The sequence below is a fragment of the Amycolatopsis sp. M39 genome (assembly GCF_001651785.1).
Classification (GTDB): Bacteria; Actinomycetota; Actinomycetes; order Mycobacteriales; family Pseudonocardiaceae; genus Amycolatopsis; species Amycolatopsis rubida.
The window spans coordinates 814,408-840,111 of record NZ_LWSF01000001.1 but is presented as its reverse complement, the minus strand read 5'-3'; the positions used below and the strand labels follow the sequence as shown (position 1 = coordinate 840,111).

Sequence of the window (25,704 nt, the reverse complement as noted above, 5' to 3'; positions counted from 1 at the left end):
GGTCTCGGCATAGACCAGACCGATCGCCGCATAAGTCGCAGGCCAGAAGGCTGCGACTACCGACAGTGGTCATCCTTGTGGCCTATGATGCTCACGCTGTGTAAGCTGTCGGGGACAGGGGCGTACGCTGGGCGGAAGGGCTAGCGGCAAGGGGCCGGGTGATGGGCACGCGAGACGGGAAGAGCGCAGGAGCACCGCGTCGGCCGGGCCGCCGCGCGTGCGCCGGTTGCTCCGTGCCTCTGGCTGCCGACAACACGTCCATGCTGTGTGGCAGATGTCATCGCGAGCAACGAGACCAGTTGCAGGCCCCGCCCGCTCATCTCGGCGACGACTTCTGGACGACGGACGATTTCAAGGCGGTCTTCGAGAGTCACCACTTCGGCAAAGTGCTCAAGGTGTACCGGAATCATCCTCGCCATTTGAAGATGTTCGGCAAGGCGCTGAATCAGGGTTTGCTCGGGCGGTGGCTGGGGCTTACTCAGCCGCAGATATCGAGGCTTGAAAGCGGCCCGCCGGAGCAGGTACTGAGCAATCTTGTGCGTTATGCGAAGACGCTGCACATACCGCAGGAGTTCTTGTGGTTCGATTACCCGGGGCAGACCAGGCTGTCAATGCGCGAAGACTTGAGAACGTCGCCGCTTCTCGCGCCGCCGACCGAACCGGCAACGAGTTCGTCCGAGCTGAGGTGGCCCGACGCCTCGGAAATTCTTGTCGACCACGTATTTCAGGACGTTGTCGAGCCGGAACGGACTCGGACGCTTGCACAGGGCATCCGGGCGACTACTGCCGATTTGATGGAGATTGATTTCAAGCGCGGCGGCGGGCATGTCCGGCGCATGCTCAAGCATTATTTTGAAGAAGAAGTCGCTCCGCTGCTGAGCTGGCAGTTTTCTGACTCGCGCTTGCGGGACGAGGTTTTCGGCGCTGCCGCGGAGACATTGCAGTTGATGGGCTGGAGCGCATACGACGCGGGCGACCATCAAGCGGCCAACCGTTATTTCCGGCAGGCCCTCAGCTTGGCGCAACGGTCCAATGACGCTATGATGGCAGGCCGAATTCTGGCGAACCTTTCCCATCAAGCGAACTTTTTAGGGCACTTCAAGCATTCCTTGCAGCTGGCGCGCAGAGCGCAGGAAATATCCCGAGGCCGGGCCACCGGCAGGGTGACTGCCATGTTCTTGGCCATGGAGGCGCGGGCGCTGGCAAGCCTCGGAGAACTTAAGGGAACAACCGAGGTCCTCCGCAAAGCCGAGCACGTTTACGAGACCCGCAGCAGCGAAAACGATCCCGAGTGGAGCGGCTACTTCACCATGCAGGAAATGGCCAGCGAGGCAGCCCATTGCTTCCGGGACCTCGGGCAATCCGATCAATGCCGCGAGTTCGCCGAGCTGTCCATGGACCCGCAGCACACCCCGCCGAGAACCCTTGGCTTCATGCGGATGGTGGCCGCGTCCGGCGTGCTGGCGGGCGGGGACACAGAGCAGGCCGCAGCACTTGCCGCCGAGGCGATCGAACTCGGCGTGTCGTTGCAGTCGGCACGATACGTCAAGTACGTGACGGATTTCCGCCGCTCGCTGACAGAAAAAGACTCCGCCCTGGGCGGGCGCGTTTCGGAGCTTCTTCGTCAGCATTACCCCACGTTGGTTCTGCCCCGTCAGTAGGGCTTCCACGGCCGCTCGGAACGTCCCGTGCGTATGGTCCTCATTCTGTCCGAGAACTCCTCTGCTATATCGGCGGACTCGTTCACGTTCTGCATCAGCCAGGTTGTCATCTTGATCTCTTGCAGTTGCCGCAGCACGTCGAATCCCGACCAGCCGGTCACATCGAACCCGTAAGCATCGGCGAAGACAGAATACTGAGAGCCGGTCCAGAACCCGGCGCTCACGTACTCGGTGGCGGTTACAGCGAGATCCCATTCCGGCTGCCCCCAGCCGACGCACTCGAAGTCGATGAGAAGCGGCTTCCCTCCGGTGATCATGACATTCTTGATATGAGCGTCGCCGTGAACGGGAGCAGGGGCCAGAGGATAACTCAGCTTGTCTGCTTCTTGTCGCAGTTCCCGAAACTTGTCCAGCAGGTATTTCTTGTCGGCCGGTGGTACCGATGCGGTCTCCAGTCTCCGGGAAACGCGATCGTAAATGTTCGCCATCGGCAGCGTGAAGCTTGACGGCCTACTGAGCCGGTGGAATTTGCGGAGGAGACCGGCAAGCATCGACACGTCGTCGAGTTCGGCGTCTCGCCCGTCCACCAGATTCCAGAACGTCACCGGATGTCCCGCGACTTCCAGCGGCTGGGGCAGGGAACTGACAACGTTCACCGCAGGGAATTCCGCATCGGCCAGCCAGCCAGCAACCGCGACCTCGTTGCCGACCTGCTGCCAGTACTGCATTGTGCGAGCTATGCGGACCACGACGGGCACCGTAGACAGTCGGTACAGCGCGTTTTCGCCGAGCCGGAGCAGCGTGGCGGATTCAGCGTCGAGCCCGGCCCTGTCGCACGCGGCTTCCAGGACAGCCCGGGTCGCGTCCGCGGTGAAAGGTTTCGCCTGGTCGGGATGCATATTTCCGGTCGAATCCGTCACGCGGCCAGCGTACCACGGGGCCAGCCGGGGGACCGGTCGCCGAAGGGCAGCAAGCGGCCGGTATTCACCAGATGAATATCGGAGCAAAAATATTCTTTCTGGGAATATCGGCTCCGGCGGATGCGCTGCCGGACCTGCGGATATGCCGGGCTCGATATAAATATATGCCAGCGCGGGAATAGTTGTTTTTTTGGTTCGGCGGCTTACTGGGTTCACGGTTCGCAGAAGCGGGCCGGAAACCCAAGTCAAAGGAACCAAAACTATGTCTGAAAATGTTTCCCGCCCGGTTTCCACGGGCTTCTTCTCTATCCGCGAGGTCGGCTGGATTCTCGGTGTCGATGCGTCCGAGGTGTCCCGGTTGATCCGCGTGGGCGTGCTTCCTGCGGTCCGCCGTCGCGGTCGGCTGGTCGTGCCCGCCCATGCTGTTGCGCGGCTGCTGCCCGCCCCGGGCGACGGGGGGCAGCGATGAACGCCATGCCTGAGGACGATTTCTACGGCTCGATTGCTGCTCGGCTCGACTATCTGGAGGCTGTGCCGCCGGGAGTGCTGTCCGATCTGGTCACCCGCGACGGCGCGTGCATGTGGGTCACGGCCCACCCGGCGGAACCGGACTCGGCCGGATCAGGCTTCCCCGACCGCGAGGCCGCCGCGCACATCTGCGCGGGTTGCGGGGTGCGGGATGCCTGCCTGGAACTGGAATTCCGTACGGAAGGGTTCGACACGCTCGGGGTGTGGGGTGCGCTGGCCGAAGACGACCGGCGCGCGGCCTACCTCGCGTGGCGTGAACGGCGGAACGGGGGCCGTTCATGAACGTGTCTCCGACTGTGTTGTTCGCGGCGCTGGGTGTGGCGCTGCTGGTGTTGTGGGCGTGGCGCGCGTCCGCGCGGCGTGCCCGCCGGGCGGCGGACGCGGCGCGGGCAAGCGCCCGGCTGCTGTCGCTGGCGGGCCGTGTCGTGGCCGGTGCGGCGGTGCTGACCGGCATGCAGTGGCTGGCGTTCACCTACCCCGGCGCTCCGTGGCTGCTGCGCGTCGCGGCGCTCGGCCTGCCCGCACTGTTCTCCTCCTACACGCTGGTCCGGGCGCTCACCGTGACCACTGTGGATTTCCGGCGCGAGGCGCGGCGGGGTGGTCGCCGATGACTGTCCACGGTGCTGAATCGGTCGAACGCGTTGCCGCGCAAGTGGATCGGTTGTGCTGGGCGGGTGTCCTGTTGGGGTTGGCGTTCACGATGACCAACGTTCAGCAGTTCGCCGCGAACGGCGCGGCGGCGTGGTCGCTGCCGTGGTGCACGGCATGGCTGCTGGATCCGATGGTGTCGGTGGTGCTGCTGTCCATCCTGCGGGCAGAACAGGTGACCGCACGGCACGGAGTCCGGACGGGCCGGTGGGTGCGCGCGGCGAAGTGGTTCACCCTCACCGCCACCTACGTGATGAACACGTGGGAGGCGTTCACGGCCGGGAGTCCGGCCGGGGTGGTGTTGCACTCGGTGCCGCCGCTGGTGGTGTTCGTCGCCGCCGAAGCGGTGACCGATCTGCGGGACAAGCTCGGCGCGGCGCAGTCGGCGGCCGAGTCCGCCGGGTGCCCGTCGGCGCCGGAACCGGCGGCGCTCGCCGGTGCCGCTGGCCAGCCGCGTCCGGCCACGATCGGACCAATGCCGGCGACGTCCGCGGTGAGGTCGCCGGCCGCGGACAGGCCGGAAAAACCCGCCTCTGACCAGGGCGTTTCGACGGGCGCCGCGTCCGGCCGTCGGCGCCGGACGTCGTTCGCCGAATACCTGGCCGTCGCCCGCGAGGCACGGACGCCGGACGTGACCGTGACTCCCGCGTGGGTCCGGGAGGTCACCGGGTGTTCGCGCGGCCTGTCCTCCCGGCTGGGCGCCCCTCTCGCCNCCGGGAGGTCACCGGGTGTTCGCGCGGCCTGTCCTCCCGGCTGGCCGCCGCTCTCGCCGCCGACGCGGACGGGGGTGCGCGATGAGCACGCCGGAGAACCCACGCGGGCGCGGGGGCGAGCTGGTGCCGAAGGTGTACGACGGCGAGATCATGACCGGCACCGACGACAAGGCAGCGACGGCGGACCGGCGGCCGGTCGCGGTGGTGCGGCGGGCGTTCATCGACTGCACCGGGCGCCTGATCGGCCGGGTGCGCGAGTCCGGCCGGATCGCGCGGTGGCGGGGCCTGCTGGCCTACCGGGCGCGCAAGCTCCCGGCGGACGTGGTGCGGTTGCTGTGGTTCCTGCTGCGCGGCCACGGCCGGTGGATCGTGAAAGCGTGGACGTGGGCGACCTACGCGGATCTCCGCAGCGATGCGCGGCAGGCCCGGATGTCCGGGGACGCGCAAGCTCGGCGGGAGGCGCAGGAAACCATCCGCGCCGACGCAAAAGCGCGGTGGGCGAAACTCGGCATCGGGTTGCGCCGCATCGTGATCAGCGCGGCCGTGCTCACCGTCGTGCTCGTTCTGCTGGCCCTGGTGGAAATGCTGTTCGATCGGGCGGACATGCCCGGCTGGCTGGTCACGGTCTATCAGGTGCGGGACTTCGGCGCGGCGGCGGTCCGGGTCACGGTGTCGTGGCTGGCGGTGCTCGGGCCGCTCGGCTGGCTGGTGGCGGCGGTGTGGGAAGGACGCGACCGCACGCCCGGCGCGGGCTGGCTCACACAACCGGACCGCGCGGACGCGGATTCCTGGGTGGACGAACGGATGATCAGCCGTGCCTTGGCGCATCTGGGTATCGCGCCGATGAACGCGTTCTTCAAGAACGGCGGGGAACTGGTCTACCTCACTCCGGCACGCAAGGACGGGGACGGAACCGCTGCCCGGATCCGTCTGCCGCTCGGGGTGACCGCCGACATGGTGGCCGACCGCCGCCCCACGCTCGCGGCGAACCTCGGGCGTGCATCGCTGGAAACGTGGCCCACCAAAGGCGATGAGGACGGAGTGCTTGACCTGTGGGTCGCGGACAAGGGCACGTTGCAAGGCGGCGCGGGTGACTGGCCGCTGTTGCAGGACGGTGCGGCGGATGTGTTCGATGGCGTGCCGTTCGGGCTCACTCAGCGCGGCCTGATCGTCAACGCGCCCTTGCTGGAAGCCAATTGGCTGATCGGCGGGCGGCCCGGGCAGGGCAAGACGTCCGCGATGCGGACGCTGCTGCTCGGCGCCGCGTTGGACCCCACGGCCGAACTGTGGGTCTACGTGATGGGCGAGAGTCCCGATTTCGAGCCCCTGAAACCGCGCCTGAGCCGCTACCGGATGGGGATGGACGACTCGGTCGCCGCCGACGCCGTGGCAGCGCTGAGGGACCTCACAGAGGAGATGGAACGGCGCGGCCGGACACTGGGCGCCCAGCCGGGGCAGCCGCCGAAGGTCTCGCGCAAACTCGCCGACAACCCCCGCTTGGGCTTGCATCCGCTCGTCCTCGCCATCGACGAGTGCCACGAACTGTTCCAGCACAATAAACACGGGAAGCAAGCCGAAGAACTGGCCGTCCGGTTGATCAAGCGCGGCCGCAAGTACGGAATCATCCTGCTGCTGGCCACCCAATCGCCCACGAAAGACAGCATTCCCAAGGAAATCACCCGCAACGTCTCGTGCGGGGTGGCGTTCGCGGTGGCCGATCACATCGCCAATGACGGGCTGCTGGGCGCGGGCCGGTATCGCGCGGGCATCCGCGCCACGGAACTGCGGATGAAAACTGACCGGGGAACCTGTGTCGCGGTCGGCATCACCGATGAGGCGTGGGAACTGGTCCGCACGTTCTATGTGACTTTTGAGGACGGAACCGACCTGGTGACCCCGGTCGTCGCCCGAGCAATGGCACTGCTGGCCGAACACGGGCGACCGGTCGCCCTCACCGCCGCACCGGCGAACGAGCAACCGGCACCGGTCGATCACCTCGCCGACATCGCCGACGTGATCGGCGGAGAGAAGCGAGTCCGGACACAAACCGTGCTCGCGCGGCTCATCGCCCACAACCCCGACGAATACAACGGATGGACACTGACCGACCTCTCCGCCGCCCTCGCGGGCTACGGCCTCACCCCGGCCAAGTCCCACGGAGTCATGGTCATCCGGGCCGACGACGCGGCATCCGCACTCGCCGCGCGCGAGGACGGAGAAACCGGGGAAGACACAGGGAGCCGGGGAGTTCTCCCCGAGGCTGGGGCCGCCCAAACTCCCCCGGCTGACCTCGGTAAACGCCACAAGGGGAGGCAGCAGCGCAGCCGCCTAAACACGCCCGAAAACCCCGGAGAACGCCGTGAGTCGGCTACGCGGCCGGACTCCCTCCCCGGGAGCGCCGATGACGGATAGAGACGCCAGGCCGACCGGACACGCACACCACCCGACCACGAGAAAAGGCAGCGACTGTGACCACTCTCGACAACAGAGCCATGACGAACACCTCACCAGCACGGGATGGGTCCCGCGCAGCACGCACCGGGAATGTCGGCCGAGGACGCCAGGACAGGAACGGCAGGGCGTCGCCGCGCCACAGCCACGGCCTGAGACCTACGACGAACAGCGTGCCCGACTCGACGCGGAAGCCGTTGACCGGTGGGCCGTCATCGTTGCCGACTGGGAGCCGATGACCGATAAGCAGATTCGCGCCTTCGCAGTGATCCTCAACCGCATAGACACCCGGCTCACCGGACAGTGACCACACCAGCAACGGAACGACTGACCGCCATGCTTGATAGGCAGTGGCTCACCACTCCGCGCGGGAAGTGGTGAGCCACTGTCTATCAAGGACATGCTAACTCACCGCCGCGGCTGGCTTGTGAACTTGATCCCGATTCGTAAGATGCTCTGACCGGGGGGCAAAAGGTGACTCATCACTCCTCAAAGCACCGGAGTGAGATATTTGGGCCCGCACGGGATCGAGGTCTTGATATAGCATCAGTCGATGCTGAACAAGCTCCTCTCGTTGGCAGACTGGTTTGCCGCTAGCGCTTGGCCATTGCTGCCCTGTCCGGACTGTTCGAGCGGGATGTCTGTCGATCGGCGGAATTTTTCCGACGTGGAGACATTCGAGTCAGAGGTCAACCATGACCATCCCGACTTTGAAGCAGACTGGGTTCACGGTCATTTTCACGGCGTGGTCAACTGCGGAAATTCGCAATGCGGCACTCGGGTAATAGTTATCGGCGACTTTAAGCTGGGTGTCTCGGATTACGGCCAAGAAATCGAGTGGCATGGAGAATGCTGGAGCCACCACTACAAGGTGCGCTATACTCATCCACCGATATTGATCATTAATCGCATTGATGGAATTCCGGATGACGTCTGGGAATTAGTTCGCGACGCGTCCAGGCTAACATGGGTGGACCCAGCCGCCGCACTGGGAAGGTTGCGATCGGCAATTGAGGCATTGATGAACAACTTCAAAATTAAGAAACTCAACGCGAAGCGAAATCCTCGCCCTCTTCACGATCGCCTTGTCGATTTTAAGAAAAAAAATACGGAAGTCGCGGACCTGCTACTGGCTGTCAAGTGGGCTGGCAATGACGGAGCCCATGGAAGTGGTGCAACAACTGCAGACGTTCTTGAATCCGCCGAATTAATGGAGCACGCCTTCAAGCTTCTATACGATAAGGACCCCCTTCTTCTAAGGCGGCGGGCGACTGCCATCAATAAGGCAAGGGGACTTCCTCGCACTCGTCAATCGAAATGAGGTCGCATTGATGGACGGAGTATGGGTTGCCGTGGCAGGCGGTGCGGGCGCACTAGTTGGCGGAATAGGGGCCCAGTTTGTCAATGGAACATACTCTCGTCGACGCGCTGAGCGCGATCTGACACATAACCGATGGGGCCACTGGCGCGACGAGCGACTCAGCGCGTACCTCGAATTATTTTCCGCAGTTGAATCTTGGCTTAAAATACTTTACGCATATGAAGCCCAGGAAGAGTTAAAGAAATCACTTGGCGGGAAAATAGAGGATGACTGCAAGTTTAGGGTCAACTTCGACAAGTTCCTGCGCTTCAACTCTGTAGCTTCCAGGTATGGAGACGAAGTCTCCAGGCATTACGTGAAGATTCAGTGCTTAGGAAGTAAGGAATTTGTCAAACGTGCAGAAATTCTCGACGCATTCCTTCGAAGTAACATCGAGTGGCATAGGATCGGATCAATGGGCGGGAGTTACACTGCTTGGCACGGCGACACAAACTGGGGGGAAATTTTTAAACAAAGAGATAGTTTTGAAGGTGAAACCAGGAGGCGTCTCAATCTGCTAATCGATGCCGCTCGGCGCGACCTTGGGTCCGATATTGAAATTCGCCGCAAGAGAATTCTTGTTCGCATAGTACTTCACGTGCTAGGGATTCCATCTTGGTTTAAGAAATCATTTCAGGAAATTAAGGAAGAAATTAAAAGAGGTCGCGATTAATCTGAAATCTATCGATCTTGCCTAAGATTCGACCGCAACTTAGGTCTTTAGGGCAAGTTTACCGGACCGCAATTTGACGAAATCCGAATCGAGGAGCGATCCATGTCGCGTGCTCCTCGCGTTGTCCGTCAAGGAGTCGTCTTGCGACCGGCTTCCGACTGTTTGTGCTTATAGGGTTCTACTCGAACCCGCTTCGGATCGAACCTGCGGAAGCCTTTTCCCTCAGCAGGATCGACATAGAGGGTGTCTCTGCCCAGCGCGTCACGGAGCATCGCGCGCTTCTCGCCGACGTCGGCCGCGTCCCACTTCTCTGCCGCTTCTTCTCGGGACATGGCTTCGGTGGGACCGTTCGGGTTTCCGCCGGTCAATTCCTCCCGTTCCGCGTTCAGTCGCGCGAGATCCTTGACTAGGGGTTCGTTTGCCTTGTCGAATGCCTTGTCGGTCATCTTCCGTGCTCCCCACTTCGCGGCGATCGCCTCTTGCCGTTCCTCGCACTCCCTGATCTCTGCCTCGACGGTGGCCAGCCGATCCGAGATCAGCGCCCGCGCGACTTTGATCGCGGCAGCGTGGTTCGGATCCGACATGATCGCGATCACGAGGCCCCGGATTTCCCGATCCACCGCCCGCATGTCCGCCGCGACCTTGCCGCACCCGCCGCGTGCTTTCGGGCAGTGGTACTGCCGCCGTCGTTCCCCGCCCGGGTACTCGCCGACATGGGGGCGGGCGGACAGCCTCCTGCCGCACTTCGGACACGTCGTGATCCCGGAACCGATGTAGGCATTGCCCGGTTGTCGCCCCCGGGTGCGCCCGGCGAACAGCGTCCGCAGCCGATCGAAATCGCCTGGATCCACGACCGCACCACCCCGCATCTGACCCACGAAATCCCCGTCATGCTCGACCAGTCCCGCATTGCGCGGCCGGAGCAGGATCTCCCGGACCTGGACCGGCGTGAACGAACCGCCGGTGACCGTGCGCAACCCGGCCGCATTCCATTCCTCAGCCAGCCTCGTCAGGGTTACCCCGGCCAGAATCGCGCTCGTCCCGGACCGCAACGCAGCACGTTCCCGCTCCACCAATTCCGCCGGAACCTGCTCGCGGGTGTCCTTGTCGTCCTCGTCCAGCGCGTCCTCTTTCAACACCGTCCGGTCCAGCCCTGGGAACCCGAACGACCGGCCCTGCAAATGCGGGATGCCCTTGCGACGCAGCACGTCGAACCTTCGAGAGATCCGATCCGACGCCTCGTCGGAATTGCGCTGGTTGTGCGCGACCTCCTGTCGCAACTGATGCCGGTCGTTGTAGTCCGACAAGTCATAACGGCCGTGCGAGGATGCCACCGTGACGGAGTCGTGCCCCTCGATCAGCTTGAACAGGTCCTCAAGGTCGAGGCACTGCCGCCAGCCCCGGTCGGTGTTCCACAACACCACCCCGTCCGACGCCCGCGCCGCGATCCGCTTCATGATCCGTTCCCACCCCGGACGACGGACCTTCGGATTCCACGCGGACAGCTTCGGGTCGGAGACCTCCTCTCCCAGCACGGCACCCAACCGCTCGATCACTTCACGGTTGTCCGCGTGCTGGGTCGCGCACTTCTCCAGCTTTCCCGCCTGGTTCCGCGACAGCCGCGCATACGAGTCCAAGATCGGCTGACGGCCGCCCTGACCTGCGCTAACGTTGTGACTGTGACCCATACCTCCACAGTAGGTCGCCAAAAGAGGGTCCGCTAGAGCCGGGATAAACACTCACGACCGCTCACAGCACGTCGTCCAGCCAGTCATAAATCCGCCCGCTCGCCAACCGCATGGCCCCCACGTGGCAGTGGGCGTCCGCACCCTCCTCCGCGGTGAAGTTCAGCAGCTTCTTCGGGCCGCTGATCCGGTCGTACAGCTGCTGCGGCTGACCGGTGAAAAACAGGTCCTCCGGGGCGTCGCAGATCAGCGCCGGGCACGTGATGCGCTCGGCCACGCCGTCGTAGAGGTTGTATTCGAGGTACTTCGCGAGGAACTCGCGATCAGACGCGCCGCCCATCACGTAGCGGCCGTGGCCCAGTGCCCAGCGGACGGTCGGGCTCTGCTCCTTCGCCCCGGCTAGAAAGGCGTCCAGCTCAGGATCCTCCGGTGCGTTCGCGCGACGGACGATCTCGTCGCGGTCCCACGGGAGTTGCTGCACGAAAACCGCACCGGCGTCGAAGAGCCCGTCCACCGCGACGACGGCCGACAGCCGCGGTTCGAACGCGGCGGCGCGCGGCGCGAGCATTCCGCCGAGGCTCCAGCCGATCAGGGCGACCTTCTCCGGGATCACGCCGGGCAGAGCGAGGGCGTAGTCGAGCACCTGGCCGACGACGTGCTCCCAGTCCGGGCGGAACCGCATTCCGTCGCGGTGGACGGCGCTGGGCTGGCCGGGGCCGTCGAAGGTCAGCACGTGGTAGCCGCGTTCCTGCCCCGCAGTCGCGCCCATGAAGTGCAGGTCCTCGGCGCTGCCGTCGAAACCGTTGTGCACCACCAGAAGCGGCTTCGGACCGTCGCCGGGAGCGCGGTAGAAGTAGCCGCGCAAGACGTGGCCGTCGTAAGGGATTTCGATCCGTTCGACGTCGTCGATCGTCTCCACCGCGCGCTGGAAACACTCGACGTTGCGCTCGTAGGCGTAGTTGATTCGCGGGTCTTCCGGGTTGCCGTGCAAGAAGAACTCGGCACGGCGGTAGTACGTCGAGGCGCGCAGGTACGCGTCGCGCGCGCTGACCGCGTGCATGGTGGCCGCTTCGGCGTAGAGCCGCTCGGCACCGGCGAGCCACGCGTCGTGCCAGCTGTCGTAGTCACCGGACTTGATGTTCGACGCGATCGCGACGACCTCGCCGAAATCCGCGCCCCCGTATGCGGTCTCGCCAAGGGCGATCAGGGTTTCGAACCAGAATTGCGGGTCGTCTTCGAACAGCAGCGGCTTCATCGGATCTCCTCTTTCGCGAAGGTGCGGAAATCACGGGCGGGACGTCCGCCGACCCGCTCGACGGTGTCGGTCACGCGGTCCTCGGCGCCGCCGCGGATCGCCTCGTCCAGCAAGGCGAGCATTTCGGCGTACGACTCGGGGAGGCCGTCGCGGACCAGGAATTGCTGGTACTCACGGGTGGGAACCGGGGCGTGCACGACCGGATGCCCGAGCCGTTTCCCGACGATCTCGGCGGCCTCGGCGTAGCTGAGCGCGCGCGGACCGGTGATGAGGTGGTCGGTGTTGTGCGGTTCCGGGTCGAGCAGCGCGCGGACGGCTACCGCGGCGATGTCGCCCGCGTCCACGAACGCCACCCTGGCGTCGCCGGTCGCAGTCACGATCCGGCCCGCACGGGCGCTGTCGCCGAGCAGCTGCCCGGCGGTGAAATTCTGCATGAACCACGACGGCCGCAGCACCGCCCAGCCCGGCTGACGACGGACCAACCCGGGCAGCCCGCCCAGCACCGGGGTGTGTTCGTCCACGGCGGACGAACTGAGCAAGACCACCCGCGCGTCCGGCGCGTGCTGAAGAAACTCCTTGACGAGCGGCTGCGGATCGGCCCCGACCGGCGCGATCAGGTAGACCGCCGAAACCCCGTCCAGCGCCGGACCGTACGTCGCGGGCTCGTCCCAGTCGAACCGGATCTGGCCTGGCTTGACGGGGTTACGAGTCGCGGCGCGCGGCCGTAGGCCAGCGGCTTCGAGCCCGCGCGCGACGCGACTGCCGGTGGTGCCCGTCGAGCCGAGCACGAGGACGTCAGACACCCGGCACCCCGAGCACGTCGGTCACGGCGAGCGGGCTCCAGTAGTCGCGGTAGCGGCGGATCAGGCCGTCGCGGACAGTCAGCACCACGACGTAGCGCAGGCGGTACGGCTTCTGGGTGGCGACCGCGATCCCGGCCAGCTCGAACTCCGCGATCGAGATCTCCGGATCGGTCGTCTGGTGCACGGTCTTCGCGACGATCTCGCGGTGGTCGAGCAGGTTCGGATAGTCGCGCAGGTACTCGGCCAGGGCCGCGCGGCCTTCGATGCGCTCAGGCCTGCCGGGCGCGGCGAACGGGAACTCGGTCACGGCGTCCTCGGCGAACAACTGCAGGAATCCGGCCATGTCGTGCTCGACCAGCAGGTCGAGCGCGTGATCGATGAGTGTCATCGAGCCCCTCCTCAGGAACCGACGAGACGGTATCGTCTCGACGTCAACGTACACGGGACGGGACCGTCTCGTCCACACGCTATGCTGACCGCATGACAACCCGCCGGACGCCGACCGGGGCTGCCGTTCTGCAGCCCGACGTCACGCACGCCATCACCGAAGCCGTGATCGACGAACTCGCCGAGGTCGGCTTCGGCAGGCTGTCGATGGAAGCGGTCGCGAAACGCGCGGGGGTCGGAAAAAGCGCGCTATACCGGCGCTGGCCGTCGAAAGACGAAATGATCGGCGCGGTCATCGCGGAATTCAGCGTGGCGCGCGCGGTGGATCCGGACACCGGCAGCCTGCGCGGCGATATCCGGGCCACGCTGGAAGCGCTCTGCGAATGGATCACGCATCCGCGGTTTTCGCGGATCTTCCCCGGGCTGATCGCGGAAGCCCGCCGCAACCCGGCAATGGCCGAATTCGCCCGCGAAACAATCGGCGAGCCGCGGCGGGCGATCAACCGGGCAGTGTTCACCAGGGCGATCGAGCGCGGAGAGATCCCGGCCGACACCGATCTCGAGCTGGCGCTGGATATGGGGGCGGGGATTGTCTACTGGCGGTTGATTGTGCGCGGGGTTCCGGCGGAGGAGGGGTATGTGGATCGGGTGACGGATGCAGTGGTGCGGGCGTTGAAATGCTCATGAGTGTTTGTGCCGGTTCTCACCGGCACAAACACTCACCAGCCATCGCTCAAGCCCGCTCCGGCTCCCCCGTCACCCGGTCGATCCGCGCGCCGAGCCGGTTCAGGTTCTCCACGAAATGCGGATACCCGCGGTCGATGTGGAACACGTCCCACACCTCGGTCACGCCGTCCGCGCACAGCCCGGCCAGCACCAGCCCGGCTCCCGCGCGGATGTCCGACGCCCATACCGGCGCGCTCGACAGCTTCTCCACGCCCCGGACCACCGCGTGGTGGCCGTCCGTGCGGGCGTCACCGGACAGCCGGATCATCTCTTCGATGAACCGGAACCGGGCCTCGTACACGTTTTCGGTGATCATCGACGTGCCCTCGGACACCGCCGACAGCGCGACCGCGAACGGCTGCAGGTCGGTGGCGAAACCGGGGTACGGCAGCGTCACCCAGTCGACCGCCTTCGGGCGTTCCGGCTGGACGACCCGGAAACCCTTGTCGTCGTAGGTGGTCACGTCCGCGCCGGCCAGGCGCAGCTTGTCCAGGATCAGGTCGAGGTGGTGCGGGTTCACGCCGCGCACGGTCAGGTCGCCGCGGGTCATCGCGGCGGCGAACGCCCAGGTCGCGCCGACGATGCGGTCGCCGATCACGCGGTGCTGGGTCGGGTGCAGCGTCTCGACGCCGTGGACGGTGAGCGTCGAGGTGCCCGCGCCCTCGATTTTCGCGCCCATCTCGGTCAGCATCGTGCAGATATCGGCGATTTCCGGCTCGCGGGCGGCGTTGTCGATCACCGTCGTGCCCTCGGCCAGCACGGCCGCCATCAGGATGTTCTCGGTCGCGCCGACGCTCGGGAAGTCCAGCCAGATCTGGGTGCCCACCAGCGTTTCGGCCTTCGCGACGACGCAGCCGTGCTCGATGGTGCTCGTCGCGCCGAGCTTGCGCAGGCCGTTCTGGTGCATGTCCAGCGGACGCTGGCCGATCGCATCGCCGCCGGGCAGCGCGACGACCGCCTGCTTCAGCCTGCCGACCAGCGGGCCCAGCACGCACACCGAGGCGCGCAGCTTGCCCATCGCCGCCGAATCGGCGCGATGCGACAGCTCCGCCGGCGTCGTGATGCGCGCCGTGTCGCCCTCGATCTCCACCTCGCAGCCGACGCTGCGCAGGACGTCGCCCATCAGCGGGACGTCCAGGATCTGCGGGCAGTTCGTGATGGTCGTGGTGCCTTCGGCCAGCAGTGCCGCGGCCATCAGTTTCAGCACGCTGTTCTTGGCGCCGACCACGTCGACCTCGCCGACCAGCCGGGCTCCGCCATGCACGTCGAAGTGCTCGCTCATGGCCGCCAATCATGCCCTCTCGCCCAGTTTTGCCCGAACCCGGGCCGGTAGAGTCGACCGTATGGTGGTTCGTATCAACCGGGTCTACACGAAGGTCGGCGACAGCGGCACGACCGCGCTCGGCGACGGTTCCCGGGTGCCCAAGACCTCGGCCCGGCTGTCCGCCTACGCCGACACCGACGAGGCCAATTCCGTGCTCGGCCTGGCGATCGCGCTCGGCGGGCTCACCGACGAGATCGCCGGCGTGCTGCGCCGGATCCAGAACGACCTGTTCGACGTCGGCGCGGACCTGTGCCTGCCGATCCAGGAAGACCCGCCGTACGAGCCGCTGCGCATCACCGAGGCGTATCTGGAACGGCTCGAAGGCTGGTGCGACGAGTTCAACGAGCGACTGCCGAAGCTCACGTCGTTCATCCTTCCCGGCGGCACTCCGGGCGCGGCGTTCCTGCACCAGGCGCGCACGGTCTCCCGCCGCGCGGAGCGGTCCGCGTGGGCGTTGATGGAGGCCGAGCCGGACACGTCGAACCCGATCGCGGCCAAGTACCTGAACCGGCTTTCGGACCTGCTGTTCATCCTCGCCCGGCTGGCCAACCCCGAAGGTGACGTCCTGTGGCAGCCGGGCGGCTGATCGCGGCAGGCGGCTCTGTCCTGGCGGCGGCGGGCCTCGCGGCCGGCGGCTGGGCCGCGCGCAACCGCAAGATGTATGACTGGGCGCTGGCCCGCACCCGGCGAGCCGGATTCACCGAACACGACGTGGTGGTCAACGGCTCGAAACTGCACTACGCCCAAGGCCCGGCGGGCGACAAGCCGCCGCTGCTGCTGGTCCACGGCCAGGCTGTCGACTGGCAGAGCTACGCGCGCGTGCTGCCGGACCTGGCGCGGGACTTCACGGTCTACGCGGTCGACGTCCACGGGCACGGCCAGTCCGCGCGGACGCCGGAGAAGTACACCGCGACAGCGGCCGGTGCCGATCTGGCCCGGTTCGCCGAGGAGGTCATCGGCACGCGGGTCGTCGTGTCCGGGCATTCGTCGGGCGGCCAGCTGGCGGCCTGGCTCGCCGGGAACCGGCCGGACCTGGTCCGGGCGGTCGTCCTGGAGGACCCGCCGCTGTTCACCACCCTGCTGCCGCGGGCGGAGAAAACCTGGAACTGGGTCGACCTCGCCTCGGCCTGCCACGCCTATCTGGAGTCCGGCGAAACCGACTGGGGCGCCTACCTCTTCGCGCACCAGAAGCTGTGGGACTTCTTCGGCGACGGCGCGGACCGCATCATCCGATCCGGGCTCAAGCGGCGGGAAAAGCATCCGGACCGGCCGATCACGGTGTTCTTCATGCCGCCGAGCTGGAACGACATGCAGCGCGCGATCGAGCTCTACGACCCGCGGTTCGGGGACGCGTTCTACACCGGTGCCTGGGATGCGGGCTTCGACCACGAGGCGACGCTGCGCAAGATCGAGGCACCGGCGATCCTCATCCACGCGAACTGGAAATACGGCGGGGACGGCGTCCTGCAAGGTGCGATCGACGCGAAGGACGCGCAGCGGATCGCCTCGCTGATCCACGACGTCGAGGTCGTGCGGGTGGACAGCGGGCACAACGTGCACGGGGAGAAACCCGCGCAGTTCACGGAAATCGTCCGCTCTGTCGCCATCGGCTGACAGGTGAACAGGGTTACGAAGCGCGCGGCAGCCGTCGTCCGGGCGGGGCCGATTCGAGCCACGACAGGAACCCGGTCAGCGCACCCGGTCCCATCGCGATCTCGATCGCCTCCTGGTCCGAGGACTCGCACCGCAGCACCGTCGAGCCCTCGGGCACCGCGTACGCCTCGGAACCGGACGGGTCCCGCCGGTCGGCGATCTGCATGCTTTCCCGCTGGAACACGCGATCCGGGCCGGTGCGCAGGCTCCACACGCGGTACCAGACGAACTTCTCGCCCTCGTACCGGCCGAGGCCGAGATGCCAGCTCGACCGCGGGCTGTCCGGACGCCACCGCAGCGCCACGCTGACGCCGCCGCCGCGGCGCATCCGGATCCACCGCTGGCCGTACCAGCCGACCACGACGACGAGCACGATCAGGAGCACTAGCACCACGACAGCGATCTGCACGGCCCGGCTCCTGCCCGTCTAGTCCGCTTAGACCGATTGCCCGGCCGCGCGGAGCTGGGCTGTCGCCCTCGTCCGCTCCGCCTCGTCGCCGGTGCTGAGGGCCGCCTTCGCGGCAGCCACGTCGATCTCGTCGGACAGCTCGGCGCTCTCCGCGAGCACGCTCACCCCGGTCGCGGTGACGGACAGGAATCCGCCGTGCACCGCGGCGGTCAGCACGTCGCCGTCCGTCGTGTTCACCTTCACCACGCCACCCTCGACGAGCTGGCCCAGCACCGGCTCNTGCCGATCTCGCCCTCGGTGGTCTGCGCCACCACGAAGGTGGCGGTACCCGACCAGAGCCGGCGCTCGACGGCAACCAGCTCCACGGACATCTCAGCCACGTAGCACTCCTTCGCTCGGGGTGTCACCACCGAGTGTAATAGGTCTTGCTTCGGTTACGAGAACGGCGGGGGCTGATGTCCACAATGGACAGTGCCCCCGCCGGTCTCACGCACTCACTTGCCGGTGATCTCGTGGTACTTCTTTTCGAGGTCCTCGAGCCCGCCGATGCCCAGGAACGCCTGCTCCGGGTAGTGGTCGAAATCGCCCTTGGTGATGCGGTCGAACGACTCGATGGTCTCGGCCAGCGGCACCGTGGAGCCCGGGATCTGCGTGAAGGCCTCGGCCACCAGCATGTTCTGGGACAGGAACCGCTCGATCCGGCGCGCCCGCTGCACGGTCAGCTTGTCCTCTTCGGAAAGCTCGTCCATGCCGAGGATCGCGATGATGTCCTGCAGCTCCTTGTACTTCTGCAGGATCCGGATGACCTCGGAGGCGACGCGGTAGTGGTCCTCGCCGACGATCGCCGGGTCGAGGATCGTCGACGTCGACGCCAGCGGGTCCACCGCCGGGAAGATGCCCTTCTGGAACACCGACCGGGAAAGCTCGGTGGTGGCGTCCAGGTGGGCGAACGTCGCGGCCGGGGCCGGGTCGGTGTAGTCGTCCGCGGGAACGTAGATCGCCTGCATCGAGGTGATCGAACGGCCCCGAGTCGAGGTGATCCGCTCCTGCAGCTGGCCCATCTCGTCGGCCAGCGTCGGCTGGTAGCCCACCGCCGAAGGCATGCGGCCCAGCAGGGTCGACACCTCGGAACCGGCCTGGGTGAACCGGAAGATGTTGTCGATGAACAGCAGCACGTCCTGGTTCTGGACGTCGCGGAAGTACTCCGCCATGGTCAGCGCGGACAGCGCGACGCGCATGCGCGTGCCCGGCGGCTCGTCCATCTGGCCGAACACGAGGGCGGTGTCGTTGATGACGCCGTCCTCGGACATCTCCAGGAAGAGGTCGTTGCCCTCACGGGTGCGCTCGCCGACGCCGGCGAACACCGACGTACCGCCGAAGTTCCGGGCGACGCGGGTGATCATTTCCTTGATCAGCACCGTCTTGCCCACGCCCGCGCCGCCGAACAGGCCGATCTTGCCGCCCTGCACGTACGGGGTCAGCAGGTCGACGACCTTCAGGCCGGTCTCCAGCATCTCCGTCTTGCCCTCAAGCTGGTCGAAGGGCGGCGGGTTGCGGTGGATGCCCCAGCGCTCGAGGTCCTCGCCGTAGCCGGGCTCGTCGAGGCACTCGCCGAGCGCGTTGTAGACGTGGCCCTTGACCTTGTCGCCCACCGGAACGGTGATCGGGCCGCCGGTGTCGGTGACCTCCGCGCCGCGGACGAGGCCGTCCTGGGGCTGCAGCGAAATGGTGCGCACGAGGTTGTCGCCGAGGTGAGCGGCCACCTCGAGGGTCACCGTCTTGCGCAGCTGCTCGAACTCGATGTCGACCTTGAGCGCGTTGAACTGGTCGGGAACGGAACCGCGCGGGAACTCGACGTCGACGACCGGCCCGGTCACCGAGACGATGCGCCCCTTGGCGCGCGGGGCTTCAGTACTGGTCATCAATCATCACTTCCTGCTGCGGTGAGCGCGTTCGCGCCACCGACGATTTCGGAGATCTCCTGGGTGATCTGCGCCTGCCGGGCCTGGTTCATCTCCCGCGTCAGCGTGTTCACCAGTTCGTTCGCGTTGTCCGACGCGGCCTTCATCGCCGTCCGGCGGGCGGCCAGTTCGGACGCCGCGGATTCGAGCAGCGCGGAGTACAGCCGGGTGTTGATGTACTTCGGCAGCAGCGCGGAGAGCAGCTTGTCGGCGCTGGGCTCGAACTCGTAGCTCGGCAGCAGACCGGCCGGCTTCTCGTCCTCGCCGTCGGAGTACTCGACTTCCAGCGGCGCGACGCGCTTGGCGACCGGGCGCTGCGTCAGCATCGACACGAACTCGGTGTAGACGACGTGGATCTCGTCCACGCCGGTGATGCCGTCGGCGTTGCCAGAGGCGTCGTCGACACCCGCGTTGAAGGACTGCACCAGCGTCTCCGCCGCCGCGACCGCGTCCGGGTAACCCGGCTGGTCGGAGAAGCCGGTCCAGCTGCCGGCCACCGCGCGGTTGCGGAACCGGTAGTAGTTCAGGCCCTTGCTGCCGGTGGTGTAGACGTCGACCTCCTTGCCTTCCTTCTTCAGGAGGGCAAGCAGCTCTTCGGTCGCCTTCAGCACGTTGGAGTTGTAACCGCCGCACTGGCCCTTGTCACTGGTGACGACCAGGACGGCGGCGCGCTTCGGGTTCGGGCGCTCGACCAGCAGCGGGTGGTCGAGGTTGGCCGCCGCGCCGGCCAGCGCCGAGAGCACCTTGGTGATCTCGTCCGCGTACGGCCGGGAAGCGGCGACCTTCGCGCGCGCCTTGGTGATGCGCGCGGTGGCGATGAGTTCCATCGCCTTGGTGATCTTGCCGATCGACTTCGTCGCCTTGATGCGCGAGCGAAGCTCCCGCAGTTGTGCGGCCATGGGCTACCAGCTCACTTCTTCGGGGCGGGCTTGTTGACCTTGACGGTCTCCTGCCCGACCTTCTCGGCGGCCATCGCGTCGGCGTTCGACTCGAGCGGCTTGCCCTCGGAGGTGGTGAACTCCTTCTTGAACTCGTTCACCGCCGCGATCAGCGCGTCGCGGGTGTCGTCCTCGAACTTGCCGGTGTCGCGGATCGCGCCCAGCACCTCGGCGTGCTTGCGCCGCGCCGAGTCGAGGAACTCGAGGTTGAAGCGGCGCACGTCCTCGGTCGGGACCGAGTCGAAGTAGCCGTTCGTGCCCAGGTACACCGTGGCGACCTGCTCCTCGACCGGAACCGGCGAGTACTGCGGCTGCTTGAGCACCTCATACAGCCGGGCACCGCGCTCCAGCTGCGCCTTCGACGCGTCGTCCAGGTCCGAGGCGAAGGCGGCGAACGCCTCCAGCTCCCGGTACTGGGACAGGTCGATGCGCAGCGAGCCCGCGACGTTCTTCATCGCCTTGACCTGCGCGGCACCACCCACGCGGGAGACCGAGATACCCACGTCGATAGCCGGGCGCTGACCGGCGTTGAAGAGGTCCGACTGGAAGAAGCACTGGCCGTCGGTGATCGAAATGACGTTCGTCGGGATGTAGGCCGACACGTCGTTGGCCTTGGTCTCGATGATCGGCAGACCGGTCAGCGAGCCAGCGCCCAGCTCGTCCGAGAGCTTCGCGCAGCGCTCAAGGAGACGGGAGTGCAAGTAGAAGACGTCGCCGGGGAACGCCTCGCGGCCCGGCGGACGGCGCAGCAGCAGCGAGATCGCGCGGTAGGCGTCGGCCTGCTTGGTCAGGTCGTCGAACACGATCAGGACGTGCTTGCCCTCGTACATCCAGTGCTGGCCGATGGCCGAGCCGGTGTAGGGGGCGATCCACTTGAAGCCCGCCGAGTCCGACGCCGGGGCGGCGACGATGGTGGTGTACTCCATCGCGCCCGCGTCCTCGAGCGCCGACTTCACCGAGGCGATCGTGGAGCCCTTCTGGCCGACCGCGACGTAGATGCAGCGAACCTGCTTCTTCGGGTCGCCGGTCTCCCAGTTGGCCTTCTGGTTGATGATCGTGTCCACCGCGACCGCGGTCTTGCCGGTCTTGCGGTCGCCGATGATCAGCTGGCGCTGGCCGCGGCCGATCGGGGTCATCGCGTCGATCGCGGTGATGCCCGTCTGCAGCGGCTCGGCCACCGGCTGGCGCTCGACCACCGAGGCGGCCTTGAGCTCCAGCGCGCGGCGGCCGGTGGTCTCGATCTCGCCGAGGCCGTCGATGGCCTGGCCGAGCGGGTTGACGACCCGGCCGAGGTAGCCGTCGCCGACCGGCACCGAGAGGACCTGGCCGGTCCGCTTGACCTGCTGGCCTTCTTCGATGCTCTCGAAGTCGCCGAGGATCGCCGCGCCGATGGAACGCGCGTCCAGGTTCAGCGCCACGCCAAGGACGCCGCCCGGGAACTCGAGCAGCTCGTTGGCCATGGCCGAGGGCAGCCCTTCGACGTGGGCGATGCCGTCACCGGCGTCGGCGACGACGCCGACCTCTTCCCGCTCCACCGAAGGGGCGTAACTCGAGACGTAATTCTCGATCGCGTGGGCGATCTCGTCCGAGGAGATCGTCAGCTCCGCCATTTCGTTCCCGCTCTCGCTTCTGTTCTGTCCAGTGTGCAAAGTCTGTAGTGCCGCTCAGGCCCGGCTCAGCGTGCGGCGCACCGCCGCCAGCTGCCCGGAGGTGCTGCCGTCGATGACCTCGTCCCCGACGCGGACGACGAGGCCGCCGCCGAGTGCCGGGTCGATCTCGACGTGCAGCGCGATCGGCCGCCCGTAGATGCCGTCGAGCTTGGTCCCCAGCAGGGCCCGCTGCTCGTCGGTGAGCGCGTTCGCCGAGGTCACGTACGCGACCGAGCGCTCGCGCCGCTGCGCGGCCAGCGCGACCAGCTTGTCGAGCGCGTTGCCGATGCCGCGCCCTTTGGCGCGCTGCACGGCCTGCTCGACCAGGGTCTCGACGACCGCGTCGACCTTGCCCGCGAACAGCCCGCGGACCAGGGTCCGCTTCGCGTCGGCGGGAGCGCTCAGGTCAGACAGCGCCGCCTCGAGTTCCGGGGCGCCCGCGACGATCCGCGCGACCTGGAACAGCTGAGACTCGACGGTTTCGATGTTCCCGGCTTTCTCGGCGGCGGTGAGCAGCGCCGAACGGCCGGCCGACTCGAGCCCGTCCACCAGCTCGCGGGGACTGGACCAGCGGCTGCCCGCCACGGTGTCGAGCACCTTCAGGGCCTGCTCGCTCAGCTTTCCGTCGAACAGGCGGCGGACCAGGCCCTGGCGGCTCTCCGGAGCGACCGAAGAATCGCCGACCGCGCGGCGCAGGCCGATTTCGCGGTCGAGGAGGTCGACGACCGAGAGCAGCTCGTCCCCGACCTTCGCGGGTTCGGCGCCCGCTCCGGCCAGCACCTCGCCGAGCGAACGCTCGGCGAGGTCGAGCGCTTCACGGCTCGCAGCATGCAGCGTCATCTCTGGTTACTTCCCCGCTCCGTTGGTGGCCCCGGCGGTGTCCAGCTCCGCGAGGAACCGGTCGACGGTGCCGCGACGGCGCGCCTCGTCCTCGAGCGACTCGCCGACGATGCGGCCGGCCAGCTCGACCGCGTTGCGGCCCATTTCGGCCCGCAGCTCGGCGACGATCTGCGCCTTCTGCGCCTGCAGCTGCGCGTGGCCCTGCGCCACGATCCGCTGGGATTCGGACTCCGCCTGCTCCCGCAGCTCCGCCTTGATCTGCTCGGCTTCGAGCCGGGCGTCGTCGCGGATCTTCGCGGCTTCGGAACGGGCGTCCGCCAGCTGCGCCTTGTACTCCGACAGCGCCTTCTCGGCCTCTGCCTGAGCCTTCTCGGCCCTCTCGATCCCGCCTTCGATCTTCTGCGCCCGCTCCTCGTACGCCTTCTCGAAACGAGGGACGACGTACTTCTTGAGGATGAACAGCAGGATCAGGAAGGCGACGATGCCGAGGATCACTTCCGGCCACGCCGGAACGATCGGGTTCTCTGATGCGAGTACCGCTTCGGTCTTCAGCACAACGTCTCCTTACGCGAGAGCGGACGACTCAGGCGGAGGCGATGAAGTAGATGACGATACCGATCAGGGCCAGCACCTCGGTGAGCACGAAGGTGGCGTAACCGATGCCCTGGAGCTTGCTCTGGGCCTCCGGCTGACGGGCGGTGCCGTTGATCACCGCGGCGAAGATCAGGCCCACACCGATGCCCGGGCCGATCGCGCCCAGGCCGTAGCCGATCGCGGCGAGGCCCTTGTTGAGGTTGATGGTCTCGGCGGCGGCCTGGGCCAGAACGATGTTGCTCACGTGCGTTTCCCTTCACTTCGGTCCGCGCACTCACGCGGATCGGGGTCTTGAGGTGTTCTCAGTGCTCCGACGCCAGCGCGGCGCCGATGTACCCCGCGGACAGCAGGGCGAAGATGTACGCCTGGAGGCACTGGATGAACGCCTCCAGGAACGTCAGGCCGATGGCGAAGATCCACGCCACCAGCGACACCGGCTTCAGCGCGATGCTCGAGGTCTCGGTCAGCAGGAAGGTGCCGCCGAGGGTGAAGACCGCCAGGATCAGGTGTCCCGCGAACATGGCCGCGAAAACACGGATGGCGAGCGTGAGCGGGTTCAGGAAGAACTTCTCCGCGAACTCGATCAGCGCGTACAGCGGCAGCACCGGGCCGGGGACGCCGGCCGGAGCGAGTTCCTTCTTGAAGTACCCGCCGAGGCCGTGCTTCTTGATCCCGACGTAGTGGTACATCGGGTAGACCACGAGCACCGACAACGCGATCGGGAACCCGAACCGCGCCATGGTGGGGAACTGCAGGAACGGGATGACCCCGTAGAGGTTGTTCAGCAGGATGAAGGTGAACAACGCGAAGATCACCGGCACGAAGCGCTGGAAGTCCTTCGAGCCGATCTGCTCGCGGGCGATGTTGTTGCGCGCGAAGTCGTAGATGCCCTCGGCCACGAACTGGCCTTTGGTCGGGACCGTCTTCAGCTTGCGCGTCGCCAGCAGGAAGTACCCCGCGATGATGATCACCGAGAGCACCACCAGAAGCATCGGCTTCGTGACGAAGCCGAACAACGGCGGCAGCTCAAAGCTTTCGGCGCCAGGGGGCGCGAAGGTCGCACCCTCGGTCAGTACCAGCGCGGCCACTGGGCTCCTCCCGGTTCTCCCGGCCGGCGTTCACTCCGCCGGGGGAATCGTCACGATCTGGACTTAACGTACCCGATACTCATCGGGACGCCGGAGGCGGCGGTACCCACCGTGCGCGGAGCCAGTCAGCCGGTCCGCGCACGAGGGAGGTCTCGCGTGAACACTGCCCTGCGGTCTACTTCGGACCAGCTGCTGAGAAGGCGGAACCATCCGGTCGCCACACTGCTGATCGCGGTTCGTCGTCGGGAGTGCGCGGCCGAGGCCGCCACCCATGACGCGGACCATACCAGCAGGTCAATCACTGCCGTACAGGCGTACTCCTTACCAGCCGAATGGTCCAGGACCTAGGTCCCGGACCCGGCGGGGACCCTTGTCCCGAACCCGTCAATTCGAAGCGGGAATGATGGTCGGGATACGCGCTTTGCGGAATGCCGCGAACTCCACGGCGGCCGCCACGAGAATGGCGACGATCATCGTGATCCCGAGCGAAAGCGGGTGCAGCACGGTGACGCCCTTGAGCAGAGTGAGCGCGAGGAACAGCAGGATGNCAGGATGACCTTCGCCGCGTAACCGCCGAGAGCGATGAGCATCACCAGCGACGGGTCCTGTCCGGCGGATACCTTCATCATGCCCAGCGTGGACAGCGACGCGACCATCGCCAGCACGCCGCCGACCAACGCCCCGAGGAAGCCGTGCAGTCCGTTGAGGACGGTGAAAAGCACAATGCAGACCAGGATGAACGGCGGGGTGAACAGCAGCGAGGCGCGCGTCATCGAGCGCGCGAGCTGACGCACCGGAGCGGCGTGCGGGTTCTCCGGAGCTGTGGCCTGAGCCGGTGCCTGGGACGTCTCGGGCGTCTCGGTGTCGCTCACTGCAATCGCTCCTCGTTCGGTTCGACCCGCCAGTATAGACCGCCCGCGGACTCAGATGCCGTGGCGGTGGCGGGAACGCAGTCGCGGCACCAGCGAAACCAGCACCGCGACCACCAGCGCGGCGCCAATCGCCCAGAACACCACCGGGCTGTCGAAAATCGTGATGGAGACCGCTCCGAACGAGAGAATTCCGGCCCACAAATAGATCAGCAGCACCGCGCGGCGTTGCGAATGGCCGATTTCCAGCAGCCGGTGGTGCAGATGCATTTTGTCGGCGGCGAACGGGCTCTGCCCGCGCCGGGTGCGCCGGACGACGGCCATCACGAGGTCGAGCACCGGCACGAAAAGCACGGCCACGACGACGACCAGCGGGGACAGCAGGGCGAGCGCGTCCGAGGCGGAGAACCGGGTGTAGTTGACCCGTCCGCTCGCCGAGGTGGTGGCCCCGGCGAGCATCAGCCCGATCATCATCGATCCGGAGTCGCCCATGAAAATTCTGGCGGGCTGGAAGTTGTACGGAAGGAAACCGAGACAGGCCCCGGCGAGCGCGGCGGCGATGAGCGCGG

Annotated in this window: 23 protein-coding genes and 3 pseudogenes; 10 read left to right on the top strand and 16 right to left on the bottom strand. The window is 66.5% G+C overall.

Annotated features, from left to right (window positions below; translation table 11 throughout):
• The first annotated feature begins 233 nt into the window (after window positions 1-233).
• Window positions 234-1,661 (top strand): hypothetical protein, encoded by a 1,428-nt coding sequence (locus A4R44_RS03975; RefSeq protein WP_157904818.1) that lies wholly within the window; start codon window positions 234-236, stop codon window positions 1,659-1,661.
• On the opposite strand, the gene A4R44_RS03970 is transcribed toward A4R44_RS03975, so the two are convergent.
• Window positions 1,655-2,581 carry a phosphotransferase enzyme family protein gene (locus A4R44_RS03970; protein WP_232791485.1) on the bottom strand — a complete coding sequence of 309 codons (927 nt, stop codon included), beginning with the start codon at window positions 2,579-2,581 and terminating at the stop codon, window positions 1,655-1,657. The genes A4R44_RS03975 and A4R44_RS03970 overlap by 7 nt on opposite strands.
• 465 nt (window positions 2,582-3,046) lie before the next feature.
• On the opposite strand from A4R44_RS03970, the gene A4R44_RS03960 reads away from it, so the two are divergent.
• The 6 genes and pseudogenes from A4R44_RS03960 (at window position 3,047) to A4R44_RS47745 (ending at window position 8,954) form a co-directional block, all read left to right on the top strand.
• Window positions 3,047-3,391: a WhiB family transcriptional regulator gene (locus A4R44_RS03960; RefSeq protein ID WP_338080273.1), complete on the top strand. Its 345-nt coding sequence runs from the start codon at window positions 3,047-3,049 to the stop codon at window positions 3,389-3,391.
• A complete protein-coding gene (locus A4R44_RS03955) occupies window positions 3,388-3,720 on the top strand; it encodes a hypothetical protein (RefSeq protein WP_067576361.1) in 333 nt (110 codons plus the stop codon). Before A4R44_RS03960 ends, A4R44_RS03955 begins: the two co-directional genes overlap by 4 nt.
• Window positions 3,717-4,469 (top strand): annotated as a pseudogene (locus tag A4R44_RS49945) (hypothetical protein); the annotation flags it as partial. The gene A4R44_RS03955 and the pseudogene A4R44_RS49945, both read left to right, overlap by 4 nt.
• 82 nt (window positions 4,470-4,551) lie before the next feature.
• A complete protein-coding gene (locus tag A4R44_RS03945) occupies window positions 4,552-6,882 on the top strand; it encodes an FtsK/SpoIIIE domain-containing protein (protein ID WP_067576359.1) in 2,331 nt (776 codons plus the stop codon).
• Between the two features lie 592 nt (window positions 6,883-7,474).
• A complete protein-coding gene (locus A4R44_RS45225; RefSeq protein ID WP_095213173.1) occupies window positions 7,475-8,242 on the top strand; it encodes a DUF4145 domain-containing protein in 768 nt (255 codons plus the stop codon).
• Window positions 8,243-8,252: 10 nt separating this feature from the next.
• Window positions 8,253-8,954: a hypothetical protein gene (locus A4R44_RS47745; protein WP_157904817.1), complete on the top strand. Its 702-nt coding sequence runs from the start codon at window positions 8,253-8,255 to the stop codon at window positions 8,952-8,954.
• Window positions 8,955-9,082: 128 nt separating this feature from the next.
• Here A4R44_RS47745 and A4R44_RS03940 read toward each other — a convergent pair whose 3' ends face one another.
• From A4R44_RS03940 to A4R44_RS03925, 4 genes are all read right to left on the bottom strand, one after another.
• Window positions 9,083-10,642, bottom strand: coding sequence for a recombinase family protein (locus tag A4R44_RS03940; protein WP_095213172.1), 1,560 nt, complete (start codon window positions 10,640-10,642; stop codon window positions 9,083-9,085).
• 61 nt (window positions 10,643-10,703) lie between these two features.
• Window positions 10,704-11,894 (bottom strand): S9 family peptidase, encoded by a 1,191-nt coding sequence (locus A4R44_RS03935; RefSeq protein ID WP_067576358.1) that lies wholly within the window; start codon window positions 11,892-11,894, stop codon window positions 10,704-10,706.
• A complete protein-coding gene (locus A4R44_RS03930) occupies window positions 11,891-12,697 on the bottom strand; it encodes an NmrA family NAD(P)-binding protein (RefSeq protein ID WP_067576357.1) in 807 nt (268 codons plus the stop codon). Before A4R44_RS03930 ends, A4R44_RS03935 begins: the two co-directional genes overlap by 4 nt.
• Complete coding sequence (locus A4R44_RS03925; protein WP_067576356.1) at window positions 12,690-13,085, bottom strand: nuclear transport factor 2 family protein; 396 nt, start codon at window positions 13,083-13,085, stop codon at window positions 12,690-12,692. The genes A4R44_RS03930 and A4R44_RS03925 overlap by 8 nt, the downstream gene beginning before the upstream one ends.
• Before the next feature lie 92 nt (window positions 13,086-13,177).
• Here A4R44_RS03925 and A4R44_RS03920 point away from each other — a divergent pair, with 92 nt between their 5' ends.
• Window positions 13,178-13,771 carry a TetR/AcrR family transcriptional regulator gene (locus tag A4R44_RS03920; RefSeq protein WP_067576355.1) on the top strand — a complete coding sequence of 198 codons (594 nt, stop codon included), beginning with the start codon at window positions 13,178-13,180 and terminating at the stop codon, window positions 13,769-13,771.
• A gap of 46 nt (window positions 13,772-13,817) precedes the next feature.
• Here A4R44_RS03920 and murA read toward each other — a convergent pair whose 3' ends face one another.
• A complete protein-coding gene (gene murA, locus A4R44_RS03915) occupies window positions 13,818-15,092 on the bottom strand; it encodes a UDP-N-acetylglucosamine 1-carboxyvinyltransferase (RefSeq protein WP_067576354.1) in 1,275 nt (424 codons plus the stop codon).
• 61 nt (window positions 15,093-15,153) lie between these two features.
• Between murA and A4R44_RS03910 the strand changes: the two genes are divergently transcribed.
• Both A4R44_RS03910 and A4R44_RS03905 read left to right on the top strand, forming a co-directional pair.
• Window positions 15,154-15,720 (top strand): cob(I)yrinic acid a,c-diamide adenosyltransferase, encoded by a 567-nt coding sequence (locus A4R44_RS03910; RefSeq protein ID WP_067576353.1) that lies wholly within the window; start codon window positions 15,154-15,156, stop codon window positions 15,718-15,720.
• Window positions 15,702-16,748 (top strand): alpha/beta fold hydrolase, encoded by a 1,047-nt coding sequence (locus A4R44_RS03905; protein ID WP_067576352.1) that lies wholly within the window; start codon window positions 15,702-15,704, stop codon window positions 16,746-16,748. The genes A4R44_RS03910 and A4R44_RS03905 overlap by 19 nt, the downstream gene beginning before the upstream one ends.
• A 13-nt stretch (window positions 16,749-16,761) precedes the next feature.
• Here A4R44_RS03905 and A4R44_RS03900 read toward each other — a convergent pair whose 3' ends face one another.
• The 10 genes and pseudogenes from A4R44_RS03900 to A4R44_RS49940 all read right to left on the bottom strand — a co-directional run.
• Window positions 16,762-17,196, bottom strand: a complete 435-nt coding sequence (locus tag A4R44_RS03900) for a DUF2550 domain-containing protein (protein WP_037815359.1) — start codon at window positions 17,194-17,196, stop codon at window positions 16,762-16,764.
• A gap of 27 nt (window positions 17,197-17,223) precedes the next feature.
• Window positions 17,224-17,576: pseudogene (locus tag A4R44_RS03895) on the bottom strand (F0F1 ATP synthase subunit epsilon).
• 114 nt (window positions 17,577-17,690) lie between these two features.
• Entirely contained in the window at window positions 17,691-19,118 is a 1,428-nt protein-coding gene (atpD, locus tag A4R44_RS03890; RefSeq protein WP_067576351.1) for a F0F1 ATP synthase subunit beta, read from the bottom strand.
• Window positions 19,118-20,056 (bottom strand): F0F1 ATP synthase subunit gamma, encoded by a 939-nt coding sequence (locus A4R44_RS03885; RefSeq protein ID WP_067576350.1) that lies wholly within the window; start codon window positions 20,054-20,056, stop codon window positions 19,118-19,120. Before A4R44_RS03885 ends, atpD begins: the two co-directional genes overlap by 1 nt.
• Before the next feature lie 11 nt (window positions 20,057-20,067).
• A complete protein-coding gene (gene atpA, locus A4R44_RS03880; protein ID WP_067576349.1) occupies window positions 20,068-21,705 on the bottom strand; it encodes a F0F1 ATP synthase subunit alpha in 1,638 nt (545 codons plus the stop codon).
• 54 nt (window positions 21,706-21,759) lie between these two features.
• A complete protein-coding gene (locus A4R44_RS03875; protein ID WP_067576348.1) occupies window positions 21,760-22,584 on the bottom strand; it encodes a F0F1 ATP synthase subunit delta in 825 nt (274 codons plus the stop codon).
• 6 nt (window positions 22,585-22,590) lie between these two features.
• The gene (locus A4R44_RS03870) at window positions 22,591-23,139 is read right to left on the bottom strand and encodes a F0F1 ATP synthase subunit B (RefSeq protein WP_067576347.1); all 549 of its coding nucleotides are present in this window, start codon (window positions 23,137-23,139) and stop codon (window positions 22,591-22,593) included.
• A gap of 28 nt (window positions 23,140-23,167) precedes the next feature.
• On the bottom strand, window positions 23,168-23,422 hold the full coding sequence (locus A4R44_RS03865) for a hypothetical protein (RefSeq protein ID WP_009082593.1): 255 nt from the start codon (window positions 23,420-23,422) through the stop codon (window positions 23,168-23,170).
• Between the two features lie 58 nt (window positions 23,423-23,480).
• Window positions 23,481-24,266, bottom strand: a complete 786-nt coding sequence (gene atpB / locus A4R44_RS03860; RefSeq protein ID WP_067576346.1) for a F0F1 ATP synthase subunit A — start codon at window positions 24,264-24,266, stop codon at window positions 23,481-23,483.
• Window positions 24,267-25,189: 923 nt separating this feature from the next.
• Window positions 25,190-25,704 (bottom strand): annotated as a pseudogene (locus A4R44_RS49940) (undecaprenyl-phosphate alpha-N-acetylglucosaminyl 1-phosphate transferase); the annotation flags it as partial.

What these genes read in the sequence shown, in the direction of transcription:
- A4R44_RS45225 (WP_095213173.1), top strand. Translation starts at nt 7,475, where the DNA reads ATGCTGAACAAGCTCCTCTCGTTGGCAGACTGGTTTGCCGCTAGCGCT.
- A4R44_RS03925 (WP_067576356.1), bottom strand. Translation starts at nt 13,085, where the DNA reads ATGACACTCATCGATCACGCGCTCGACCTGCTGGTCGAGCACGACATG.
- atpA (WP_067576349.1), bottom strand. Translation starts at nt 21,705, where the DNA reads ATGGCGGAGCTGACGATCTCCTCGGACGAGATCGCCCACGCGATCGAG.
- A4R44_RS03885 (WP_067576350.1), bottom strand. Translation starts at nt 20,056, where the DNA reads ATGGCCGCACAACTGCGGGAGCTTCGCTCGCGCATCAAGGCGACGAAG.
- A4R44_RS03910 (WP_067576353.1), top strand. Translation starts at nt 15,154, where the DNA reads ATGGTGGTTCGTATCAACCGGGTCTACACGAAGGTCGGCGACAGCGGC.
- atpD (WP_067576351.1), bottom strand. Translation starts at nt 19,118, where the DNA reads ATGACCAGTACTGAAGCCCCGCGCGCCAAGGGGCGCATCGTCTCGGTG.
- A4R44_RS03960 (WP_338080273.1), top strand. Translation starts at nt 3,047, where the DNA reads ATGAACGCCATGCCTGAGGACGATTTCTACGGCTCGATTGCTGCTCGG.
- A4R44_RS47745 (WP_157904817.1), top strand. Translation starts at nt 8,253, where the DNA reads ATGGACGGAGTATGGGTTGCCGTGGCAGGCGGTGCGGGCGCACTAGTT.
- murA (WP_067576354.1), bottom strand. Translation starts at nt 15,092, where the DNA reads ATGAGCGAGCACTTCGACGTGCATGGCGGAGCCCGGCTGGTCGGCGAG.
- A4R44_RS03875 (WP_067576348.1), bottom strand. Translation starts at nt 22,584, where the DNA reads ATGACGCTGCATGCTGCGAGCCGTGAAGCGCTCGACCTCGCCGAGCGT.
- A4R44_RS03945 (WP_067576359.1), top strand. Translation starts at nt 4,552, where the DNA reads ATGAGCACGCCGGAGAACCCACGCGGGCGCGGGGGCGAGCTGGTGCCG.
- A4R44_RS03935 (WP_067576358.1), bottom strand. Translation starts at nt 11,894, where the DNA reads ATGAAGCCGCTGCTGTTCGAAGACGACCCGCAATTCTGGTTCGAAACC.
- A4R44_RS03920 (WP_067576355.1), top strand. Translation starts at nt 13,178, where the DNA reads ATGACAACCCGCCGGACGCCGACCGGGGCTGCCGTTCTGCAGCCCGAC.
- A4R44_RS03955 (WP_067576361.1), top strand. Translation starts at nt 3,388, where the DNA reads ATGAACGTGTCTCCGACTGTGTTGTTCGCGGCGCTGGGTGTGGCGCTG.
- A4R44_RS03940 (WP_095213172.1), bottom strand. Translation starts at nt 10,642, where the DNA reads ATGGGTCACAGTCACAACGTTAGCGCAGGTCAGGGCGGCCGTCAGCCG.